The sequence below is a fragment of the Butyricicoccus sp. genome, from assembly GCF_977037065.1.
The window spans coordinates 34,475-57,363 of the sequence record NZ_CDRQNY010000010.1; the positions used below are offsets into that span (position 1 = coordinate 34,475).

Genomic DNA, 22,889 nt, shown 5'->3' on the forward strand with positions numbered 1-22,889 from the left:
AAGGAAAACGGGAGAATGTGGTAACATTCTCCCGGTCTTCCTATAATAACACTCCTCTTATTTCAATCCACACTGTTTCCAGCGACAACGTCACTATAACATATTATACGTATCGTGTAAACATAAACCACTTCCTTATCAGAAAATAGATTTATAATTACAACTACTCTTAAAGTTTATCTTGCTTTCATATAGCATAAGTGATATACTACAAATATAGACCGGAATCATCTTCCTGTCTATTCAATAAATTACACCGAAGCCCTGTCACATATCCCACTCTCTGTTGATGCCAAGGAATATCTGGCAAGGCTTCGTAAAGGAGGGAAATATACCAATGTCAATTCAAGTTGAAGTCAGCGGTCCATACGCTCTATTCAGCCGACCTGAAATGAAGACCGAACGCGTCAGCTATGACTGCATGACACCCTCGGCGGCACGCGGGTTGCTGGAAAGTATTTACTGGCACCCCGGTCTTCGCTGGATCATCGACCGCATTCATGTCTGTGCGCCGATTCACTTCACCAACATCCGCCGAAATGAGGTGAAGGACACCATCAACGCGCGTTCGGTCAAGGCGTGGATTGCAAAACCCAAGGGTGAGCTGTACCTTGCTGCGTCGGAAAGCATTCAGCAGCGTGCCGCAATGGTACTGCGTGATGTCCACTATGTCATTGAAGCGCACTTTGAAATGACCGACAAGGCTGCGCCGACCGACAATCCCGGCAAGTTTCAGGACATTATGAAACGCCGTCTGCGCCGCGGACAGTGCTACAGCATGCCCTACTTCGGCACACGGGAATTTCCGGTAAAATTTGAGCTTTGTGAACAACTTCCGCCTTGTCCGGAGGAACTGCTCGGTGAACACGATCTCGGCTGGATGCTGCTCGACATGGATTACAGCGATCCCGCCAATATCACACCGATGTTCTTCCGCGCCAAGCTGGTAGACGGTGTCATGGAGGTTCCCCCGATTCACAGTGCGGAGGTGGTCAAATGATTTTGCAGGCGCTGACGCAATATTACGATGCCCTCAATGCCCGCGGTGAAATTGATGCGCCCGGCTGGGGCAGACCGAAAATCAGTTATGCGCTCCAGCTGCGGGAAAACGGTGAACTCGCCCAGGTTATTCCGCTGCTGCATGAAGTGGATGCAGGCAAAAAGAAAGTGCTCCGTCCGCGTGAGGATATTCATCTGCCGGCGGCAGTCAAGCGTTCTTCCGGTGTCACGTCCAACTTTATGTGGGATAATTCGGCATATCTGCTTGGCATAGACGCAAAAGGCAAACCGGAACGCAGTCTGCAATGCTTTCACGCCGCTGCCGAGCTGCACCGCAAGCTGTTAGACACTGTGGACTCTCCTTTCGCACACGCAATTCTCTCCTTCTTTGATACATGGCAGCCTGCCGAAGCTGCACAGCACCCTGCTCTTGTCGATGATTACGACAAACTCATTGCCGGTGCCAATCTGGTATTTTATGTGAATGGGCAGTATCCGGCAGATGATCCGGCCATCTGCGCTGCATGGCAGGCGCATTATGACGGTGACTCCGATGCACCCAAGCAGCAATGTCTTGTCACCGGCGAACTGGATGAGATTGCCGCCGTTCATCCTGCCATCAAAGGTGTGCGTGATGCGCAGTCCAGCGGCGCCGCACTTGTATCGTTCAACGCACCCGCCTTCTGTTCCTACGGTCACGAGCAGAACTACAACGCACCTGTTGGCAAGCACGCTGCATTTGCTTATACGACGGCGCTCAATCACCTGCTGGCTGACCGCGAGCATACGCAGTACATCGGCGACACCACTGTCGTTTGCTGGGCGGAGACTGCGGAACCGCAGTATACTGATTTTTTCAGCTGTCTTATGGGCAATAACACGCAAAGCTGGTCGGATAATGACTTATCCGCTGCGCTCAAACACCTTGCAGACAGCGAACCGTGTCAGGAATTAAATCTTGATCCTGACCGTGCATTCTACATTCTCGGTCTGGCACCGAATGCTGCGCGTTTGAGTGTGCGATTCTTCTATAAAAACACGTTTGGTGAATTGATGAAGAACGTCAACGCGCACTATGAACGTCTGAAAATCAAGCGTCCGGCGAAGGCGCCTGCCGGCTTTTTACCGCTGTGGCAGCTGCTTGCCGAAACCGTCAACCAAAGTGCCCGCGACAAAAAGCCGAGTCCGGTTATGGCCGGTGCGACTGCCCGCGCCGTCTGGAACAACGACCGCTATCCGGCTGCACTGCTGAACGGTGTTATGCTCCGTATCCGCGCAGATTCTGAGATAAACTGGCGGCGTGCCGCAATTTTGAAGGCGTATCTGCTGAAAAACTGCGAAAATCAGTCTAACTATTCTATTCTAAAAGAGGTGGCATATATGCACTTGAACGAAGACTGCACCTACCAGCCCTACATTCTGGGACAGTTATTTTATGTCCTCGAGCAGATTCAGCTTGCATCTGTAGATTATCAGATCAACCGCAGTATTAAGGACAGCTATTTTCGTGCGGCTGGCTCCACTCCTAAAACTGCATTTAATAAAATTATTCCGCTTAGTGAGTACCATATAAAAAAACTGATGCGCAATAAGCACAATTACGCCGTTAAATTGCAGAACGAAAAGGAACATCTGCTCTCTCTGCTGACCGAGACGCTTCCTTCTCGCTATAACCCCGAAGAAACCACCTGTTTTTATCTTGGATACTACCATCGCAAAGTAAAGGAGGACAAGTAAATGGAACCCATCAAAAACCGCTATGAATTTGTAATCTTTTTCGACGTGGAAAACGGCAATCCGAACGGCGATCCGGATGCGGGCAACATGCCGCGTATCGACCCGGAAACCGGCTACGGTCTGGTGACCGATGTATGCCTCAAGCGCAAAATCCGCAACTATATAGAGATGGCCAAGGAAGGCGAATCCGGCTACCGCATTTACGTTAAGGACAGTGTGCCGCTCAACCGCAGCGATGCGGAAGCCTGCGCTTATGTCGGCGTAGCGCCGGACAAGCTCAAGGATGCAAAGAAGAAGGACGATCAGCTTGACAGCAAGCTGCGTGACTTTATGTGCCAGAATTTCTACGATATTCGCACATTCGGTGCGGTTATGACCACCTTTGTCAAGGGTGCGCTCAACTGCGGACAGGTGCGCGGTCCGGTACAGCTTGGCTTTGCCCGCAGTGTGGATCCCATTGTGCCGCAGGAAGTCACCATCACGCGTGTTGCCATCACCACCGAGGCTGACGCGGAGAAAAAGGGCACCGAAATGGGCCGCAAGTACATCGTGCCTTACGGTCTGTACCGCGCGGAAGGCTATGTTTCCGCAAATCTCGCCCGCAAGACGACCGGATTCTCTGAGGCTGACCTTGAACTGCTGTGGACGGCAATCATCAACATGTTCGAGAACGACCATTCGGCTGCTCGCGGCAAGATGGCTGTACGCCAGCTGATTGTGTTCAAGCATGATTCCGAGCTTGGCAACGCACCCTCGCACAAGCTGTTTGATCTGGTTCATGCCGAGCACAACGAAGGCGTAATTGCGCCGCGTGCGTACACGGACTACACCATCACGGTTGACGAAGCCAACCTGCCGGCCGGCGTGACCTGCAAGGTACTGGGGTAATCTACGCCGAGGAGGACTTCCTCCAGCTCTCCGGTTTGCAGCATTTCGCATTCTGCCGTCGGCAATGGGCGCTCATCCATGTAGAGCATCAGTGGGCGGAGAATTACCGCACGGTGGACGGCTCGATTCTGCACGAGAAGGCGCACGGCGGCGGCACAGAAAGCCGCGGCGACCTGCTGATTGTTCGTGCCATGCGTATCCATTCTGCGGTACTCGGTGTGTCCGGTGAATGCGATGTGGTAGAATTTCATCACTCGGAAAACGGCGTTGCCCTGCAGGGACGAGACGGACTGTGGTCGCCGTTTCCAATCGAATACAAGCGCGGCAAACCCAAGCCGCACGACGCGGACGAGCTGCAGCTGTGCGGTCAGGCGATGTGTCTTGAGGAAATGCTGTGCTGTCAGATTTCCGACGGTGCGCTGTTCTACGGTGAACCGCGCCGACGGACGCCTGTCGAATTTACAGACGAACTGCGGCAGCGTGTACGCGACAGCCTTGCCGAAATGCACGACTATCTGCGGCGCGGCTGCACGCCTAAGGTGAAACCGCAGAAAGGCTGCTCGGCCTGCTCGCTCAAGGAATTGTGTTTGCCCGAGCTGATGAAGGCGAAACCTGTCTCCGGCTACCTGAAAGGAGCGATGGAGGAATGAAAAAGCTGCTTAACACGCTGTTTGTCACCTCAGAGGACGCATATTTAACGCTCGATGGCGAAAATGTTGTCGTCAACCGCGAGAAGCAGGTAACGGCTCGGTTTCCGCTCCATGCCCTCGCCGGAATTATCAGCTTCAGCTATGCAGGCGCGTCTCCGGCACTCATGGGCGCATGTGCAAAGCGAGATGTAAGCTTGTCGTTCTGCACACCGCGCGGGCGGTTTCTGGCGCGAACCTGCGGCGTGAGCAACGGTAATGTATTGCTTCGACGCACACAATACCGTACGGCGGATGACCCACCACAAGCCTGCCGTATTGCCCGCATGATGGTGTTCGGCAAGATTTACAACGCGCGGTGGAGCATTGAACGCACCTGCCGCGACCACGCCATGCGCGTGGACACAGAAGCGCTCAAAGCCGCCTCCGCCAAGCTGAAAGCGCTGCTGCCGCAGGTGCAGGCAGAGACTGATTCAGGCTCTCTGCGCGGACTGGAGGGCGCAGGTGCGGCCATCTATTTCGATGTATTCGACCGATTGATTCTCAACCACAAAGACGTGTTTTCGTTCACCGGACGCTCGCGCCGTCCACCGCTCGACCCATGCAACGCGCTGCTGTCGTTCGCCTATTCCCTGTTGGCGAACGACTGCGCCGCTGCGCTGGAAGCCGTCGGACTGGACAGCTATGTCGGTTTTCTGCACACCGACCGTCCGGGCCGGCAGTCTCTTGCCGCCGATTTGATGGAAGAACTTCGGCCGTGCTTTGCAGACCGTTTTGTGCTTTCGGCTGTCAATCTCGGCAGGTTTTCCGCGAAGGATTTTGAAGTGCAGGAGAACGGTGCGGTTTATCTCTCAGAGAACGCCCGCAAAATCTTTTTACAGGGCTGGCAGGAGAAAAAGCGCGAGGAAATTCGTCACCCATACCTTGAGGAAAAGCTGTCTTGGGGTATGGTGCCCTACGCGCAGGCACTGCTGCTGACGCGCTATTTGCGCGGCGATCTGGACGATTATCCGCCGTTTTTGTGGAAATGAGGTGCCGAATATGCTGGTTGTGATTACTTATGACGTCAACACCGAAACAGCCGCCGGGCGCAAACGCCTGCGGCAAATTGCCAGGCAGTGCGTCAATTATGGACAGCGTGTGCAGAATTCCGTGTTTGAATGCCTGATTGACGCGGCTCAGTGCCGTATGCTGCAGCAGAAGCTGTGCTCCATTATGGATGATGAACTGGACAGTCTGCGATTTTACTATCTCGGCAGCAAGTATGAGAATAAGATTGAGCATTTCGGCACGAAACGCGGCTATGAGCCGGAAGGCGTGCTCATGGTGTAAGGCGGTGCGAAGTGTAAGCGAACCGAAAAGCGTCGGCGCTTCGCACCGGAATTTCCGATAGGATATATACAATACTTTTATCGGATGTCAATTTTGCAGTTGTATTTTGCACGATTCTATGCAAAACTGTTATTGCAATTGTTTATTTTGCGAAGATCATCGGGGATAGTCTTGGTGATTTTTGCTGTCGCTCCCTTCGCGGGAGCGTGGATTGAAATCCCCTGTGCGCTGTCAGTGTCCGTCAGCGTGTCAAGTCGCTCCCTTCGCGGGAGCGTGGATTGAAATATAGCCAAGCTGCTGCGCTGCTGCGCGTATACGCCGGTCGCTCCCTTCGCGGGAGCGTGGATTGAAATATGCTCCGCACCTCTCCACGATATCACACGCTGCGTCGCTCCCTTCGCGGGAGCGTGGATTGAAATCGGAATGAGTTTGTTTCGGCTCTGGAGGACGCTGTCGCTCCCTTCGCGGGAGCGTGGATTGAAATAACGTGGCCGAGGGCGGCAAGCGTGGCGGTAAGGTCGCTCCCTTCGCGGGAGCGTGGATTGAAATTGCGCATAAGAAGGGATTCGGCATCGGCAAAGCCGTCGCTCCCTTCGCGGGAGCGTGGATTGAAATGCGAACGCAACGGATATACGCGAAAACGGCTTGCGTCGCTCCCTTCGCGGGAGCGTGGATTGAAATCTGGAAGCTGAATTTGTGTACAGTGTTGTACCGTCGCTCCCTTCGCGGGAGCGTGGATTGAAATATCACAATTTCGCAACGCACCCAATGCTTTTCATGTCGCTCCCTTCGCGGGAGCGTGGATTGAAATTTACCGTATCCGGCAAAATGGGCGAAGGTCGCATGTCGCTCCCTTCGCGGGAGCGTGGATTGAAATCGCGCTGACGATTAACGAGGGTGACTTCCTGGAAGTCGCTCCCTTCGCGGGAGCGTGGATTGAAATCTCGCGGTCGAGAAGTGGTACGGTCAGCGCATGAAGTCGCTCCCTTCGCGGGAGCGTGGATTGAAATATCCACGCGCTTTTGCTTGCGTTGGTGGTGCTGTGTCGCTCCCTTCGCGGGAGCGTGGATTGAAATAAAGTCAGCTTAGACTTTCTAACAGATCGCTATGTCGCTCCCTTCGCGGGAGCGTGGATTGAAATGCTTGACCCACTATTCCAAACTCGAATAATACGGTCGTCGCTCCCTTCGCGGGAGCGTGGATTGAAATACATCCTGTTGAGAGCCAATTACAAGGCTTGTGAGGTCGCTCCCTTCGCGGGAGCGTGGATTGAAATAAGATTGGATTAGATACAAGAAGGAGCGCAGGGGTCGCTCCCTTCGCGGGAGCGTGGATTGAAATGATCAAATACAAAACCGCCGACCGGAAATAATGCGTCGCTCCCTTCGCGGGAGCGTGGATTGAAATACCAGCCGAGCCGAGTTAATGCGATATTATCAAGTCGCTCCCTTCGCGGGAGCGTGGATTGAAATTTAACTGACATTTGCGAGTTATCCCAGTAATAGGTCGCTCCCTTCGCGGGAGCGTGGATTGAAATATCATAGAATCTGATACGGAAATCAGAAGACGGAGTCGCTCCCTTCGCGGGAGCGTGGATTGAAATAATATGAGTCCGGTCGAGGACGGCGACAAGCACGTCGCTCCCTTCGCGGGAGCGTGGATTGAAATAATATGAGTCCGGTCGAGGACGGCGACAAGCACGTCGCTCCCTTCGCGGGAGCGTGGATTGAAATAGAGGCGGAAATACGGTCCGCGAACGAAGTAAACGTCGCTCCCTTCGCGGGAGCGTGGATTGAAATTCTATAATCAGTCCGGTTACGAGTCTCAACAAAAAGTCGCTCCCTTCGCGGGAGCGTGGATTGAAATGAGGTTGCAGCGGTAGTTCCCCAGGGTCTTGTCGGTCGCTCCCTTCGCGGGAGCGTGGATTGAAATCCGCACAGACGCAAAAAGTTGCAGACCGCACAAGTCGCTCCCTTCGCGGGAGCGTGGATTGAAATTACTAAGGGGGTAGGAATTGATAACGTGTATATTGTCGCTCCCTTCGCGGGAGCGTGGATTGAAATCGGTATCTCGATAAGGACACGCCGCAAGGCAATAGAGTCGCTCCCTTCGCGGGAGCGTGGATTGAAATGTTGCGACCGCGACCGGCTATATCGGGTCGGATACCGTCGCTCCCTTCGCGGGAGCGTGGATTGAAATTATCACGAAAGAATCGGACGAACAGCGCAGCGATGTCGCTCCCTTCGCGGGAGCGTGGATTGAAATGTCACGGTGCAGCCGCTCCAACTCGGCCGCGTCCAGTCGCTCCCTTCGCGGGAGCGTGGATTGAAATGTCCTGCTGCTTGATAGCGGCTTTGCCGAGGAGCGTCGCTCCCTTCGCGGGAGCGTGGATTGAAATCTTTCGTCAGCTGCTCGACCTCGGACGGGTCAAGCGTCGCTCCCTTCGCGGGAGCGTGGATTGAAATACGCGGTAAGTACCCGGTTGGAGGTTTTCAACCGTCGCTCCCTTCGCGGGGGCGTGGATTGAAATTCCAAGACAGACGATGAGGACGAGCAGGCCACGCGGTCGCTCCCTTCGCGGGAGCGTGGATTGAAATAGCATCTGCGCCGGCTAGTCGCGTGCCGCCAGAAGTCGCTCCCTTCGCGGGAGCGTGGATTGAAATGTACCGAACGGCACAGACGGCGGTGCGGCGCAGGTCGCTCCCTTCACGGGAGCGTGGATTGAAATGCCGCCGTGAATACGCTCATCATAGTAACCGTAAGGTCGCTCCCTTCGCGGGAGCGTGGATTGAAATCGGTGAGAAGTATTACACTCTTACCATTCGTTCTGTCGCTCCCTTCGCGGGAGCATGGATTGAAATCATCAGTGCGCTTACAGATGCGGGGATGCTCGTCGTCGCTCCCTTCACGGGAGCGTGGATTGAAATCTCGAGCGAGCACTCGAGGCTCTGCGTGAGCAGGGGTCGCTCCCTTCACGGGAGCGTGGATTGAAATATGTCGGCGTAGTCGGCAGGATTCAGACCCGCAGGTCGCTCCCTTCGCGGGAGCGTGGATTGAAATGTCGCTTCTTGGCGCATTGGGTGGCGGATTAAGCGTCGCTCCCTTTGCGGGAGCGTGGATTGAAATTGCATCAAGCGGTGCTACCATTCTTCCACCTCCGTCGCTCCCTTCGCGGGAGCGTGGATTGAAATATTTGTATTCCGGCACTCCGGGTAGTGGTAAGAGTGTTGCTCCCTTCGTGGGAGCGTGGATTGAAATTGCTTGTGCCGAAGCGTTCTGCACGGCGATTAAGTCGCTCTCTTCGTGGGAGCGTGGATTGAAATAGGTAACACGAGCACAGCATGCCGCACTGAAGTCGTCGCTCCCTTCGCGGGAGCGTGGATTGAAATTGCGATGCAGTCCTCGATAAAATCGCTGCGTTCGGGTCGCTCCCTTCGCGGGAGCGTGGATTGAAATGTCCGCCATGTCCTTAGTCATACGCCCGGTGTGCGGTCGCTCCCTTCGCGGGAGCGTGGATTGAAATACAGATTATCTGGAGACCTACAAAAAGACCACGGTGTCGCTCCCTTCGCGGGAGCGTGGATTGAAATCAAAGCGCTTACGGCAATGGCTGACCGTTTGGGGTCGCTCCCTTCGCGGGAGCGTGGATTGAAATATCGATCGGCTGCCCGAGGATTTAGGCGTGCTGACCGTCGCTCCCTTCGCGGGAGCGTGGATTGAAATTTTGGTGTTGGGGTCACTGATGTGCGGTATGCTGGTCGCTCCCTTCGCGGGAGCGTGGATTGAAATTGTTGTTCAGGACGCGCGTCCTGCTGGGCGCCGAGGTCGCTCCCTTCGCGGGAGCGTGGATTGAAATGTCCATGCACAGCGACATGAACGGCGGGCTGAACCGCGTCGCTCCCTTCGCGGGAGCGTGGATTGAAATGAGCCGCTGCACAGCTCAGGCATTGCGCGGTATGTCGCTCCCTTCGCGGGAGCGTGGATTGCAATTGTTTCACAGTATTCCGCGCCGACTTTGCAACCGGGTCGCTCCCTTCGCGGGAGCGTGGATTGAAATCGTAAGCAGCTTGATGAAACCGACAATGAATTTGATAGTCGCTCCCTTCGCGGGAGCGTGGATTGAAATCTTAATCGTAACGTCGAGACCCATCGTCGTTTCCTCGTCGCTCCCTTCACGGGAGCGTGGATTGAAATTTAGGTTGGCTGGTATCTATGCTTTGCGGTGGTGTCGCTCCCTTCGCGGGAGCGTGGATTGAAATTGGTCAACATTGGTTTTCTGCGCGAAAATGGACAGCGGTCGCTCCCTTCGTGGGGGCGTGGATTGAAATACCGTTTGGTGGGGACCTGTCACCAAACGGTGATGTCGCTCCCTTCTCGGGATCGACACAGATAGCCGCACCACCATCCTCCCGCCCAACCTCGCCCCAGTCCCCCACCCTTACAATCTTTCACCCGCCCGACCAAAACATTTGCACATGTCATGACACATGTGCTATAATAACTCCAATACCGCTATTGACAGCGCCGCACAGATTGCTGCGGCGTTTTGCCGGGGAAGGAGAAAAATCAAATGAAAGCATACTTTGACAGCATCGAAAAGGAGGTTCCGGAGCAATTACAGCAGGTTTTCCTTAATCGCCGCGACACGGCTGTCATTACGATCGACATGCACGATGGACACCTGTCAACCGATCCGGACTGTCCATGTCCGTCTCCGCGAGGACGCGAGATCATCGAACCGCTCAATCATTTCATGAACCAAGCACGCGCGCTCGGTCTGCCGATCATTCATGTCCGCTCAACGCTGCGTAAGGGTGGCGCAGACGAAAAACTGTTTCCGTCTGCGTGGCGCATGGTGTTTCCGGTTACGGTCGGTGAGATTCCCAACATCGCAGAGCACGCCATCGAGGGCACACGCTGGAACAGAATGTCCATCGACGTACACGACGAGGACTACATGGTAACGACCAAAAAGCGCCTGAGCGCGTTCTATCCGACCGATCTGGAGCTGCTGCTGCGCAACCTCGGCATCCGCCGCGTGGTGCTCACCGGCTGCATGACCGACTGCTGCGTTATCAACACCGCCTTCGATGCCGCAAACCGCGATTTCCGCGTCGTCGTGCCGCGCGACCTCACCCGCGGCTCCGAGCACCTCGAAGAGCCTGCGCTGCGCATGATCTCGCTGCATCTGGGACTGGTCGTGGATTCGGATACGCTGCTGGATGAATGGCGCTCTCAGGACTAAATGCATACCTGAAATTACATATAAACAAGAAAACAAGGTGACACAAAATGAAAATCGGCAGAACAGAGAAAATCTGGCTGGCGTCTGTGCTGTTCTTCTGGGTATTCTATAATTTCCCGGGGTTCCCCCCCTACGGCAGCGAGACCGCCTGCATCATACACGGTCTGATCAGCTTTGTCGGCACGGTGCTGTCCGTGTATATCGGCTGCAAGCTGACCGAGAAGGAATACCCTCTGATTGAGGATGAGGAACAGGACAAAACGGCAGAGAATATGACGCCTGCCGCTTCCGAAACGCAAAAAGAATCGGACAAATAAAGGATAACAGAGAAAATGACAACACAGGGTTTACTTTCAGGCAAAACGGTATGGATCGTTTTTGCGGCATATTTTCTATTTTTAATCGCCATCGCGCGCTACACCACATGGAAGGAAAAACGTGACGCAGGCAAGGTCGATCTGCAGGGCGGCCGGTTCAAGTGGCCGGTCATGGTCATGACCTATATCGCCTCCTGCATGAGCGTCTGGGTATTTTTCGCAGGCCCGGGCGCATATTACCGCTACGGACTGGGCTACTTCTTCTCGGAGATGTGCATCTACTCCATGTTCCCGATCATCTGCTACTTTACAATGACCAAGGTATGGCTGGTCAACCAGCAGAAGCACTTCACCACTCCGGCGGATTTCTTCTTCTGCCGCTACAAGTCCAAGGCGCTGACCGTTATCATCGACATCGTTTACATTATCTGCGCCGTGCCGTTTATCTCGGCGGTACTGGTAGCCGGCGGACGCGCGGCTGAGGTGGCCACCGGCGGCGCGGTATCCTCGCAGACGTTTACGCTCATTTGCGGCATTATCATGACGGTATTCGTCATGCTCGGCGGCGTAAAATCCACCGCACTGGCGGATGCTGTACAGGGCTGGTTCTTCATTCTGGCGTTGTGGGCAATTATTTTCGTAACGCTCAAGATCGTATTCAACGGCTCGATCATCGAGGCGTTCCAGACCGTCCGTGTGCAGACGCCGGACTGGTTCTCCTACCCTGGTCCGATCGGTATCTGCACCTATCCGTCGCGCGTCAGCTATCCGCTTGCGTGCGCGTTCGGCTACACGCTGCTGCTGCCGCAGGTCTTTGTGCGCTCGGGCTATTACAGCGCGGGTCTGAAGGACCAGCGTCAGATGGCTTTCCTTGCACCGTTCCTGCAGATCATTGTCTGGGGCGGCACAATGCTCATCGGTCTGGTAGCACTGGCTGCCATGCCGAATCTGACCAGCTCGGAGACCGAACTGGTTATCCCGTATATGTGCAACATCATCGCGGGCACGCACGGTCTGCTCGCGCAGATTCTGATGATCGTGTTCCTCATCGGCGTACTGGCGGTCGGTCTGTCCACCGCAAATGCGCTGCTGATGGTCATGTCCTCTATCATCTACAAGGATCTGCTCGTCGGCATCGGCCACTGCAGGTTCAAGGCCTCCGAAACTTCGGTTATCCGCGTGGTGATTCTGCTGTTCGGTGCCGTAACGGTTGCCGTATCGCTCATGCACTGGGAATACGTCTACAATCTGATGATTTTCGCGGACTCCCTGGTCGAATCGCTGTTCCCGGCACTGGTATTCGGCATTTATTGCAAGTGGGCAACCCGAAAAGCCGCTATCACCTCGATTTCGGTCGGTGCGATCATCATCTGCCTGACCTTCTTCGTCTGGGATCTCGGCTATGTGTGGTACGGCACGATCGGTCTGGCGACCGCGTTCGTGCTGATGTATGTGGTCTCCAAGCTGACAAAGGATGACCCGAAAGACAGCGAGGACTTTTACGAGGCGCTTGACTCCGGTCACAGACGCTTCATGCGCATCAAAGCAAAAATCAAGTAACAGCAGGAGGGCGAAATCCCATGATACGATTTACGCTCAATGGCACACAAATTGAAATAGAAGACGGCGAAAACCGCACTCTGCTCGAATATCTCCGCAATGTAAAGTGCATGAAGGGCACAAAAGAAGCCTGCAGCACCGGTCACTGCGGCGCGTGCAGCGTACTGGTGGACGGCAGGCTGACACGCTCGTGCGTGACGCTCGTGCACCGATTGGACGGCAAAGCCGTCGAGACCATCGAAAACGCACCGAACGACACCATGCTGCAGGTAATTCAGCACTCGTTTCTTGATGTCGGCGCCGTGCAGTGCGGCTTCTGCACACCGGGCATGGTGATGGCGACAAAAGCGCTGCTGCTGCACCATCCGGCTCCGACCGAGCCGGAAATCTGCGACGGACTGAAAAACAACTACTGCCGCTGCACCGGCTATGTCAAGATTATCGAGGCGGTCAAGCTGGCAGCGGCGCGGCTGCGCGGAGAAGATCCGGATATTGACAGCTTCCGCAGCCACGAAAGCACGGTTATTGTGGTTGGTGAAAATCAGGTCGTGCCCGAAATCACCGGTTCCGCGGTCGGCAAGTCGGTCTGGGATGTGGACGGCATGGACAAGACCGGCGGCAAACTGAAATTCTGCGACGACCTCACCGCTGAGGACATCGGCACAGATACTTTGCTGCATGGTGCATTTGTCTGGGCGCCGGCGCCGCACGCAAAGATCAACGCAGTGGACTACTCCGCCGCCGAACAGGCAGAAGGCGTGGTGCGCATCGTGACGGCGGCTGACGTGCCCGGCATGAATAAGGTCGGCACATGGACGCCGGAGCAGCCGGTCTTTTGCACGGATGAGGTGCGGTTTCTCGGTGACCATCTCGCGCTGGTTGTCGCGGATACGGCGGCGCACGCGAGAGCGGCCGCCAAACTGGTTAAAATCGACTATGAAGAACTGCCCGGTATCTACACCATGGCGGACGGCTACCTTAAAAACAGCTTCATCGTACACACCGGCCGCGTCAGCGGCGATGTGGAGCAGGCAAAGCAGCGGACGGGCATCGTCAAGCTCAATGTCTCCAAGGATATCGAGCCGCAGGAGCACGCCTGCATGGAGCCGGTTTCGGCTATCGGCATGGTGCAGGACGGCAAAACGATCCTCTATTCCTGCACACAGGCGCCGTTTGAAATCCGCAGTATGCTGGCAAAGATTCTGGACAAGCCGGAGGAGGATATCCGCGTTATCGTGACGCCGCTCGGCGGCGGCTTCGGTAAAAAATGCGACTCATTTCTCGAAGCACCGGCGGTTGTTGCCGCTCATGCCTGCGGCAAGCCGGTCAAGATTACGCTGACGCGCAAGGAGGATTTGATCCTCACCACCAAACGCCATGGCTACCATACGGATTACGAGATCGGCTTTACGCCGGACGGCAAGTTCCAGTATCTGGACTGCCGCATGTTTTCGGACGGCGGCCCGTACGAATGCGAAAGCTACGGCACGCTGATGACCGGCGCGCTGATGAGCGGCGGCCCGTACATCATTCCCAATGTCAAGGTGGAAGGCTCGGCGATCCGCAACAATAATCTGCAGGGCGGCGCGTTTCGCGGCTACGGCATCAATCAGGCGGCGATTTCGATTGAGACCGCGATGGATATGATGGCGGAAAAGCTGGGTATCGACCCGTTTGAGCTGCGCCGGCGCAATGCCGTCTATCCGGGTGCGACCTCGGTCGGCGGTGAGGTGCTCAAATACAGCATGGGTATGATGGATACCATCAATCAATGCGAAAAAAGTTTGCGAAAAGCACTCAAGGAATACGAAGGCCAGTATCCCAAGGGCAGCAAGGTGCTTGGATGGGGCATGGCCTCGGGATTTAAGAATGTCGGTGTCGGCAAGGGTATTTTCACCGATGACGGCGCGTGCAAGCTGATTCTGCAGGGCGACGGCCGCCTGCACATGATCGTTTCCGGCACGGATATGGGACAGGGCTTTCGCACAGCCATGACGCAGATCGCGGCGGAAACGCTCGGCATGAATATCGCAAATATTTACATCACCAACGGCGACACCGAGCTGACTATCCCCACCGGTGAATCGGTTTCCGAGCGTCAGACGCTGTGCGGCGGCCGTGCGGTATATGAGGCGTGCGTCAAGCTCAAGCAGGATTTAGACAGCCGTCCGTGGCGGCCGGGCGAAGAACGCCGCGCGGAATACTATTATGCATCCGACCCCTGCTTCGCCATCGGCGATTTTGAGGGCGCAAAAAAGCGCGGTGCAAAATACCGCAACTTTCCGGCGTATGCGTATGCCACGCAGGCCGCTATCGTCGAGGTGGACAAGGCGACCGGCAAGGTTCGTCTGCTCAAAATCATCGCGGCGCACGATGTCGGCCGCGCCATCAATCCGCATATCATCGAGGGACAGATGCACGGCTCCTGCTCGATGGGACAGGGCTACGCACTGACCGAGGGCTATCCGACGGAAAACGGCTATCCGGTCAAGACGCTGTACCGTCAGCTGGGTCTGCCGCGTGCCGAGGATACGCCGGATTACGAGATTATTTTAATCGAGGACCCGGAACCGCAGGGCCCGTTCGGTGCCAAGGGCATTTCCGAGGTTGCGACCGTGCCCGTCACACCGGCGATTCTCAACGCCGTGTCGCGTGCCATCGGCGTGCGCATCAATAAGGTTCCTGCGTCGCCCGAGGTCGTGCTCGAGGCCATCCGCACCGGCAAGTGCGAGGTGCCGACCATGGAGCAGCAGCTTCAGGCGCTCGAAAAGGATTGCGAATGTCACCGTCCATCGGACGGTGTGCAGTGAAATTGTCGTTGTTGACAATGACAGTCGAAACAGCATCACCACCCATAGCGCAAAGACCCGGAATCTTTCTTCGGAAGATTCCGGGTCTTTGCCGTTTTCACTTATTTTCCGTCTGTTTTTTTACCGCCTCTGCGATTTTGCGGTACTCCGGCACATCCACGCCATACTGCTCTGCCAGACGCACAACCTGATAAATCAAACCATCCACCTCGGACTGCTTGCCGGCTTCCATATCGCGCTGCATAGAGGTAGACGCAGTCGGTGCAAGTGCGTCCAGAATGCGCAGGTTGCGCTCGACCAGTTCCCCCGGCCTGCTCTCCAGCGGAATACCCATCTTGTTCGCTATCGCAGCGACCTCTTTTATCAGGCGCACAAAGCTGTCGCGCACCTCGCCCGGATGCTGTATTTCCGCAGCTTTCGCGTGATAATACTGTCCGCAGGCCGCATTCGGTGACACATATGCAAATTTGAGCAGCGTGTCGCGCTCGACATAGGGAGAATAAACCGGGTCGATTCCGGCGTTTTTGAGGTCTGTCTCGACCTGCTGCAGCACCGGATGGTCGGTCTTGTGGCTCGGCAGTCCGTACACGATACGGCAGATTGCGCCGTGCTTCTGAATGACACCCGGCGCAATCCGGTTGGCCGAAATGTAGATGCAGCCGTCTGTGACGAGCAGCTCAGGTAACTCCTCCTGCAGGATACGGCCTGTGCCGTAGATGTTGAGCACCGGAATAACTACCGTGTCTTTGCCTGCTGCCTTGCGGATGAACGGTACGGTATCCGCGAGAGAGTATCCCTTGACACACACGAAAATCACATCCGGCGAGGGAGCGCCCTGCTCCCTCGCGGCAAGAAAGCCGTCCATGTCGATCGCCTTGACCGGAATGCTCTCGCGCTCCTTTTCTCCGGATACAAGCGTCAAGCCGTGCTCCTGCAGGACCGCAAGATGCTTTCCGCGTGCAATAAGCGTGGTATCCGCACCGGATTTGCTCAAATACGCGCCTACCGGTCCGCCAACGCCACCGGCACCGATAATCATATAACGCAGCTTCATCCTCTGTTCCTCCGATTGCTTTTTCTGCATTATAGCACAAAATCGGCAATGTATCCACAAGTCTGTGGATATCTCTGTGAAGCGCGTGATTCTCCGCTTCTGTCATTGCATCTGTTCCCTTTTCACGATATAATGATTTTATATATTCTCACCCGTCTAATTTGTTCGACAAAATTCGACAGCCTGCAAGGAGGTCATTGCACATGGCTGGCAACCCCAAAAAGAAAAGCACCGGCATCGTCAACGCCGCCATTGGCGCGCTGGCAGTCGTGCTGGCTATATTGATTGTCTGGATGATGAACCTCGTTGCCGGTATTCAGGGCACCGCGCGTATCATCAACTACGCCGGACTCGTGCGCGGCAAGACCCAGCGTATCGTCAAGCTGGAAATCTCCGGTCAGCCGCAGGACGGCATGATCGCAGATATTGACGCGTTTATCGACGGACTGCGCTTCGGCAGCGACGAGCTCAACCTCGTGCGGCTAAACAATGATGCCTTCCAAAGCAAAATGCAGGAGCTGGATGACTATTTTCAAGCACTCAAGCAGGAGATAGGCCGCGTGCGCGCAGTCGGCTCAAATAACACGGACATCATTCCCATCAGCGAAACCTTTTTCGGCATCTGCAATGACGCGACCGGTCTGGCAGAGGCGTACTCACAGCGCAAGGCAACCTCGCTTTCCATTCTGGAGAAGTACATCACAGCGGATATCGTCGTGCTCATGCTGCTGATCGGCTACCAGCTGTTTCAAGCGCTGCGCACGGCTGCGATGAACCGCGCTCTGCAGCATAAGGTCTATCTGGATGCCGCGACCGGCCTGCCCAACAAGAACAAGTGCGAGGAGCTGCTCGACGATCCGACGCTGCCTGCGTCAGAAACCGGCGTGTGCAGCTTTGACCTGAATAATCTGCGCCGCATCAACAACAGCATGGGCCATGAGGCCGGTGACGCATACATCCGGCGATTTGCGGTCGCGCTGCGTGCGGCCATGCCCGAGGAGCATTTTGTCGGCCGTGCAGGCGGCGATGAGTTCCTCGCGATAACACACGGACCGGATGCCGATGCGCTGCAGAAATTGCTTTCCCATGTCCGTAAACAGCTTGCCGAGGCGTCCCGACAGCACCCGGATACACCGCTCAGCTATGCGGCCGGCTTTGCACTTGCATCGGACAATCCGGACAGCAATATGCGCGATCTGTTTGACCTTGCGGACAAAAACATGTACATCAACAAAAACCACGTCAAGCGCGAGGAAGCCGCCGCCGAAAAGCGGCTGGATTTTCAGCTGCTGAAGCAGGTCAACCGCCTGCACCGCAGCTTTTCCGACTGTCTGTACTGCGATGCGCATCTGGACACCTACCGCACCATCCGCGCGTGCGAGAGCTTTTTTCTGGCATCGGACGGCAGCTACACCAGCGCCGTCGAGCAGATTGCCGAGGAACAGGCTGCTAAAAGCGAGCGCAGCCGCGTCCGTTCTGCGCTGCAGCTTGACGTACTGCAGCGCAGCCTGCACAGCGCAGAGGATACCCTCGAACTGCAGTACAACGCGGCCGATGAAAGCCGCTACAGCCGTTTGACCGTTCTGCCGGTCGATTGGGATGAAAACGGCAGGCTGCATCATTTTATCCTCGCGTTCGAGACCATCCGGCTGAACGTCGACCAAGCCATCGACCCGAAGGAGCAGCTGACGCTGTACTACGAGCAGCTAAAGCAGTCTATCCTTGAGAACGACAGCTATGTGGACGCGCTGCTCGATATGGCGGGCACAATCTACACGGTAAACCTCACGCGCGACACCCTCGAGCGCAACATTTCACCTGCGGGCAAGAATGATTCGGACCGGGCGCTGTTCCTCGACTACCCGCTTCCCTGCTCCTACCGCGACTACTGCGACGAGTACCGCAAGCGCGTCACACCGGCAACACTCGGCAGCTACCGCACGGCAGATACCAGTGCCCGTCTGCTCAAGCGCTTTGCCGCCGGTGAAAAACACATCACGGTGGAGTACTGCGTGCAGGAGGATGACGGCGCTATCCGCTGGGTACAGAAAACTGCGCTGATGACGCAGACCACCGTGTTTGATCCGGAAATCAATGCCGAAATGCCGATGGTCACGGCGATTATCCTGCTGCAGGATACCTCGCAGATGCACGCCCGCGACGAGCAAGAGAACGCCCGTCTGCAGGCCGCCTTCGATGAAATGCGTATTGCGAACCGCACCAAAACCGAATTTCTCTCGCGCATGAGTCACGATATCCGCACACCGCTCAACGGCATTATCGGTCTGCTGCAGGTGGACAAAACCCACTTTGATGACAAGGCGCTGCTGCTGGAAAATCACAAAAAAATGCAGATTTCCGCCAATCACCTGCTGTCGCTCATCAACGATGTGCTGCAGATGAGCAAACTGGAGGAGGGCACGACAGTCCTCACGCACGAGCGCATCAGTCTGGTGGAGCTGACCCGCGATATCATTACCATTATCGTCGGCCGCGCCGAAGAAGCCGGCATTGAGTGGGAGTACGAAAAGGACAAATGCATCATTCCGTACCCGTATATTTACGGCAGTCCGCTGCATCTGCGGCAGATTTTTCTCAATATTTACAGCAACTGCATCAAATACAACCGTCCCGGCGGTAAAATCACCACCCGTACGGACTCGCTCGGTGAACAGGACGGCAAATGCATCTACCGCTGGACGATTTCGGATACGGGTATCGGCATGAGTCCGGACTTTGTTGACCATATTTTTGAACCGTTCACGCAGGAAAAGCAGGACGCGCGCAGCTATTATCACGGCACCGGTCTCGGCATGACCATCACCAAGGAGCTTGTCGACCGGATGGGCGGCTCGATTGCGGTCACGAGTCAGCTTGGCGTCGGCTCCACCTTCGTGATCACCCTGCCGTTTGAAATTGCACCGTCTCCCGAGCAGACACCGGACGCACATGCCGCGCCGGATATCAGCATTGCAGGCTGCAGGCTGCTGCTCGTCGAGGACAATGCCCTCAACGCCGAAATCGCACAGATCCTGCTGACCGACGAGGGAGCAACCGTAACCGTCGTCACGGACGGCAAACAGGCTGTGGAAATCGTGCAGAACAATCCGCCGGACACCTTCGACGCGGTTCTCATGGATATAATGATGCCTGTGATGAACGGCATTGACGCTACGAAGACCATTCGCTCGCTCAACCGCCCGGACGCGAAAACGCTGCCCATCATCGCCATGACCGCAAATGCCTTTTACGAGGATGCACAGAAGTGCCTCGCCGCAGGCATGAATGCCCATCTGGCAAAGCCGCTGCAGATAAAGAAGGTCAAGCAGACGATCGCCGAATGGGTGAAAAATAACCGAACTGCAAAAAAGGACGCGTAAAGCGTCCTCAGTCTGTCGAAAAGTCATATAGTCAGCATTTTTTCAGCATTTCGCGCGGCAGCGCGCATGAAATAGCATTTGCTCTGCAAATGCTCAAAAAGGGGGAGCATGTATCACCCTTTTTGAACTTCTGGAGGGAGAAAGTTTCTGTATAGGAACTTTCGGACGACTTTGGAACGGCCCACGGTCCGTTCCTGTTTGTCGGCGAAACTGTAGTTTCGCGACAGCCTCAAAGGACGCGTAAAGCGTCCTTTTTCATTCTACTTTCATTCTACGGCCAACGCATCCTCGCTGATTACCGCCCGAATCCCCCAGGACGGCACCTTATCCGGATAGGCTTCGCCTTCGAGCATGACAAACGCCGCATCGTACTTCGGACGTTTTTTCGGGTAGATGCCGAGTCCGTCCGTGAAGTACAGCAGGCCGCGCAGATGGCGGAACGCACCTTCGGCATTTAAGCGGTCAACGTGCTCTAAAACCGGACGAAAATCGGTCGCAGACTGACCGATCAGTTCAAAATACTCCATATATTCCGCAAGTTCCCGCGCATTTGTCACCTTTTTGTCCGAGCGCAGCTGATCGTCGCACTGCAGAATACGCAGGTTGAAATGCCGGAAAAAGCTGGTGTTCTCCTGCAGCAGCTCATAGGTGCGGCTGAGGAACGCGCGCACGAGTTCACCGGAGGTGGACATCGAGGTATCAATGGCAATGACGAAATCCTCTATCTTCCGCACCTCCCGCGTTTCTAACGGCTCGATAAGCGGCATATTTCCGAAATGACGCAACCCGTAGGCGTAGTAGCCGTAGTCGAACGAATCCGCATCCACCGAGACCTCCTCCCGCAGAGCGGCAAACCGGCGCAGGAACGCGCGAAAATCAGTCGTTTTACGGGTGGAAACGGCAAGCTGCTCCCGCACAGCCTGACCGCCTTCCGCCTTGTTCGCAAAAACGGTTTCCATCGCGGTCTGCGTGCGCTCGGCCTGCTGCTGCCAGCGGCGCTCCTGCTGATCGTCGTCCTCCTTGTACCACAGCGTGTGCTCGTCTGTCGCAAACACGCGCGTGAGCGTGGCACAGTCATACGAATTCAGCCGTGTGCGCCGAAAATGGCGATAGACCGCCTCAGCCGTCAGGACCGGCAGCTCGTCCCGCAGTTCGCGGTAGATATTCTGCCGCCGAACCGACACCTTTTCGGCCTGCAGGCAGCGGTAATCGAGCGAATCCAGCATGCTTTCAACCGCGATATCGCACGAAAGGTCCCACAGGTCGGCATCGCGTCCGCGTGTCTTTCCGGGGTGCCGCAACAGACAGTGGAACAGCGTGTGCAGGTACGCGCGGTTGACGTTCGCGCGGGAGCGCTCGTACTGCTGCGCCAGCCAGGCACCGCTGAAAAACAGCACGCGCGTGTCGGTAGCGAGCGTGGGTGTATCGTAACCGTCTGCCGCAGGCAGCGCCGCCAGCGCGGAATCGAGGAACGGCAGATTCATGTACAGTTCGGTGCGGGCGGAAAACAGGATTTCGCGCCCGATAGAAGTCCAGCGGGAGGACTGCGACATAGAAAACATCACCTCACAGGTTCATCTTGCATCGCAGGGCACCCTGCCCTGCGGATTTATTGATAACTTTATATATTTATATTATAATTCAAACGATTTTGTCCGTCCCTTGGATGCGGTTTTGCCTGCGGCTGACAGCAGAACGGACAGTGCTGCCGTCTGCTCTGCTGCGCGGGCAGACGTACACGCGGCATCCACATCGGCAGCAGAGAGCACACCGAGCGACAGCAGAAACGTCAGCGCAGCGGTCTCGCCTGCCTTGGCGCAGGACTGCGCCAGATTGCCGCCGTGGGTGTGTAAAACCGCGAGATAGTCCGCTTTTGCGGCATCCGAGAGCACAAACGGTACGGCAAGCCGCCGCACAGCTACGCGTGCCGCGACCGAAAAATCGTGCCGCTCGAGCAGTTCGCTCAGGGCAACATCATACTGCCGAAAATTCAGCACACCGCTGTCAAAGCACTGACGGTAGCTGTATCCTGCACCGTGAATACGCCGCTGAAAAATATGCGCCGGACTGAGGTCCTCCAGTTCCTCGACGTACTCGGGGAACAGCAGCCGCGCGTGCTCATCAAACCGCACATCGAGTTCTCCGGCGTACTCGCCGAGCAGCCTGGGCAGGCAGGTCGGCGCGGACGGTGCGGCGTGCAGGATGACTTCGCGCAGGCTCATGCAGTTCATCAGCGCACCGCCGCCGAATTCGCTGACGGAATCAGTCAGTTCAATGCGTTCAAGGTTTCGGCAGTTATAAAATGCATAACTGCCAACACTTTTTGCATCCTTCGGGAGCGTAACCGTGCGGATAGCCGCCGCATTGTGCTTCGGCTCCGCGCCGCCGCAGGTGATACGGACAGCAAACGTGTCCTTGCCTGCCAGATCGGGGACACGCTCGCTGAGTACATACGCGCCGACCTCGGTAACAGGCACACCGTCTATCTCATCCGGCAGACGCACAATATCGTCCTGCGTTTCGCACCGCAAAAGCGCAATGCCGCCGCTCGCACTCCGCGAACAGGTCAGCCGCAGTTCGTTTTCGCCCTCGATCACCCGCATTTGCACTCATGTCCTTTCTGCTTTTTCATTCTGCTACCCATTATAGCACAGTGTGCAGAAAAAGACGATACTGTGCCCTTCATTCTCATAATAAGAATTTATAAGAGAAATAATATATTGTTTTTCGCAAATCGTACTTGACAATCCACTGTTTTGCGAATATACTGTGACCATACCAAGTAAACCAACACAAACCAATGACGAAGACGAGTAGCAGGGAGACCGAACCTCCAAGAGAGCCGCGGGCGGTGTGATCGCGGCAGGCACGGACCGTGTGAATGGACTTCAGCAGGGCAAGGCGAACGGCTTCGGCCAAG

At 55.8% G+C, this 22,889-nt stretch carries 14 protein-coding genes and 1 CRISPR repeat array; of the genes, 11 read left to right on the forward strand and 3 right to left on the reverse strand.

Annotated elements, in window-relative coordinates; translation table 11 throughout:
* Positions 1-337 precede the first annotated feature (337 nt).
* From cas5c to ACWVX6_RS05305, 10 genes are all read left to right on the forward strand, one after another.
* Positions 338-1,000: a type I-C CRISPR-associated protein Cas5c gene (gene cas5c / locus ACWVX6_RS05260; RefSeq protein ID WP_270440702.1), complete on the forward strand. Its 663-nt coding sequence runs from the start codon at positions 338-340 to the stop codon at positions 998-1,000.
* Positions 997-2,736 carry a type I-C CRISPR-associated protein Cas8c/Csd1 gene (gene cas8c / locus ACWVX6_RS05265; protein ID WP_455152555.1) on the forward strand — a complete coding sequence of 580 codons (1,740 nt, stop codon included), beginning with the start codon at positions 997-999 and terminating at the stop codon, positions 2,734-2,736. Before cas5c ends, cas8c begins: the two co-directional genes overlap by 4 nt.
* The gene (gene cas7c / locus ACWVX6_RS05270) at positions 2,737-3,624 is read left to right on the forward strand and encodes a type I-C CRISPR-associated protein Cas7/Csd2 (protein ID WP_455152556.1); all 888 of its coding nucleotides are present in this window, start codon (positions 2,737-2,739) and stop codon (positions 3,622-3,624) included.
* A gap of 35 nt (positions 3,625-3,659) precedes the next feature.
* Positions 3,660-4,274 carry a CRISPR-associated protein Cas4 gene (gene cas4, locus ACWVX6_RS05275; RefSeq protein WP_455152557.1) on the forward strand — a complete coding sequence of 205 codons (615 nt, stop codon included), beginning with the start codon at positions 3,660-3,662 and terminating at the stop codon, positions 4,272-4,274.
* Positions 4,271-5,302, forward strand: a complete 1,032-nt coding sequence (gene cas1c / locus ACWVX6_RS05280; protein ID WP_118761651.1) for a type I-C CRISPR-associated endonuclease Cas1c — start codon at positions 4,271-4,273, stop codon at positions 5,300-5,302. The genes cas4 and cas1c overlap by 4 nt, the downstream gene beginning before the upstream one ends.
* A 10-nt stretch (positions 5,303-5,312) precedes the next feature.
* Entirely contained in the window at positions 5,313-5,603 is a 291-nt protein-coding gene (gene cas2, locus ACWVX6_RS05285; RefSeq protein ID WP_118730144.1) for a CRISPR-associated endonuclease Cas2, read from the forward strand.
* A 186-nt stretch (positions 5,604-5,789) separates the two neighbouring features.
* Positions 5,790-9,931: direct repeats of the CRISPR family, unit length 32 nt; unit sequence GTCGCTCCCTTCGCGGGAGCGTGGATTGAAAT.
* 242 nt (positions 9,932-10,173) lie between these two features.
* A complete protein-coding gene (locus tag ACWVX6_RS05290; protein WP_455152558.1) occupies positions 10,174-10,848 on the forward strand; it encodes a cysteine hydrolase family protein in 675 nt (224 codons plus the stop codon).
* Between the two features lie 47 nt (positions 10,849-10,895).
* The gene (locus tag ACWVX6_RS05295; RefSeq protein ID WP_119189831.1) at positions 10,896-11,165 is read left to right on the forward strand and encodes a hypothetical protein; all 270 of its coding nucleotides are present in this window, start codon (positions 10,896-10,898) and stop codon (positions 11,163-11,165) included.
* A gap of 15 nt (positions 11,166-11,180) precedes the next feature.
* The gene (locus ACWVX6_RS05300) at positions 11,181-12,725 is read left to right on the forward strand and encodes a sodium:solute symporter family protein (protein ID WP_455152559.1); all 1,545 of its coding nucleotides are present in this window, start codon (positions 11,181-11,183) and stop codon (positions 12,723-12,725) included.
* Between the two features lie 20 nt (positions 12,726-12,745).
* Positions 12,746-15,535, forward strand: coding sequence for a molybdopterin-dependent oxidoreductase (locus tag ACWVX6_RS05305; protein ID WP_455152560.1), 2,790 nt, complete (start codon positions 12,746-12,748; stop codon positions 15,533-15,535).
* 97 nt (positions 15,536-15,632) lie between these two features.
* On the opposite strand, the gene ACWVX6_RS05310 is transcribed toward ACWVX6_RS05305, so the two are convergent.
* The gene (locus ACWVX6_RS05310) at positions 15,633-16,589 is read right to left on the reverse strand and encodes a ketopantoate reductase family protein (RefSeq protein WP_455152561.1); all 957 of its coding nucleotides are present in this window, start codon (positions 16,587-16,589) and stop codon (positions 15,633-15,635) included.
* Positions 16,590-16,792: 203 nt separating this feature from the next.
* Between ACWVX6_RS05310 and ACWVX6_RS05315 the strand changes: the two genes are divergently transcribed.
* Positions 16,793-19,969 carry an ATP-binding protein gene (locus ACWVX6_RS05315; protein WP_455152562.1) on the forward strand — a complete coding sequence of 1,059 codons (3,177 nt, stop codon included), beginning with the start codon at positions 16,793-16,795 and terminating at the stop codon, positions 19,967-19,969.
* Between the two features lie 266 nt (positions 19,970-20,235).
* Here the strand turns inward: ACWVX6_RS05315 and ACWVX6_RS05320 are convergent, their stop codons facing one another.
* Complete coding sequence (locus ACWVX6_RS05320; RefSeq protein ID WP_455152563.1) at positions 20,236-21,522, reverse strand: vWA domain-containing protein; 1,287 nt, start codon at positions 21,520-21,522, stop codon at positions 20,236-20,238.
* 81 nt (positions 21,523-21,603) lie between these two features.
* Positions 21,604-22,572, reverse strand: coding sequence for a leucine-rich repeat protein (locus ACWVX6_RS05325; RefSeq protein WP_455152564.1), 969 nt, complete (start codon positions 22,570-22,572; stop codon positions 21,604-21,606).
* Positions 22,573-22,889: the final 317 nt, after the last annotated feature.

Excerpts from the sequence above, each read along its gene's own strand:
- cas5c (WP_270440702.1), top strand. The coding sequence starts at position 338 with ATGTCAATTCAAGTTGAAGTCAGCGGTCCATACGCTCTATTCAGCCGA.
- ACWVX6_RS05295 (WP_119189831.1), top strand. The coding sequence starts at position 10,896 with ATGAAAATCGGCAGAACAGAGAAAATCTGGCTGGCGTCTGTGCTGTTC.
- cas2 (WP_118730144.1), top strand. The coding sequence starts at position 5,313 with ATGCTGGTTGTGATTACTTATGACGTCAACACCGAAACAGCCGCCGGG.
- ACWVX6_RS05320 (WP_455152563.1), bottom strand. The coding sequence starts at position 21,522 with ATGTCGCAGTCCTCCCGCTGGACTTCTATCGGGCGCGAAATCCTGTTT.
- cas7c (WP_455152556.1), top strand. The coding sequence starts at position 2,737 with ATGGAACCCATCAAAAACCGCTATGAATTTGTAATCTTTTTCGACGTG.
- cas1c (WP_118761651.1), top strand. The coding sequence starts at position 4,271 with ATGAAAAAGCTGCTTAACACGCTGTTTGTCACCTCAGAGGACGCATAT.
- ACWVX6_RS05290 (WP_455152558.1), top strand. The coding sequence starts at position 10,174 with ATGAAAGCATACTTTGACAGCATCGAAAAGGAGGTTCCGGAGCAATTA.
- cas8c (WP_455152555.1), top strand. The coding sequence starts at position 997 with ATGATTTTGCAGGCGCTGACGCAATATTACGATGCCCTCAATGCCCGC.
- ACWVX6_RS05315 (WP_455152562.1), top strand. The coding sequence starts at position 16,793 with ATGGCTGGCAACCCCAAAAAGAAAAGCACCGGCATCGTCAACGCCGCC.
- ACWVX6_RS05310 (WP_455152561.1), bottom strand. The coding sequence starts at position 16,589 with ATGAAGCTGCGTTATATGATTATCGGTGCCGGTGGCGTTGGCGGACCG.
- ACWVX6_RS05305 (WP_455152560.1), top strand. The coding sequence starts at position 12,746 with ATGATACGATTTACGCTCAATGGCACACAAATTGAAATAGAAGACGGC.
- ACWVX6_RS05300 (WP_455152559.1), top strand. The coding sequence starts at position 11,181 with ATGACAACACAGGGTTTACTTTCAGGCAAAACGGTATGGATCGTTTTT.
- ACWVX6_RS05325 (WP_455152564.1), bottom strand. The coding sequence starts at position 22,572 with ATGCGGGTGATCGAGGGCGAAAACGAACTGCGGCTGACCTGTTCGCGG.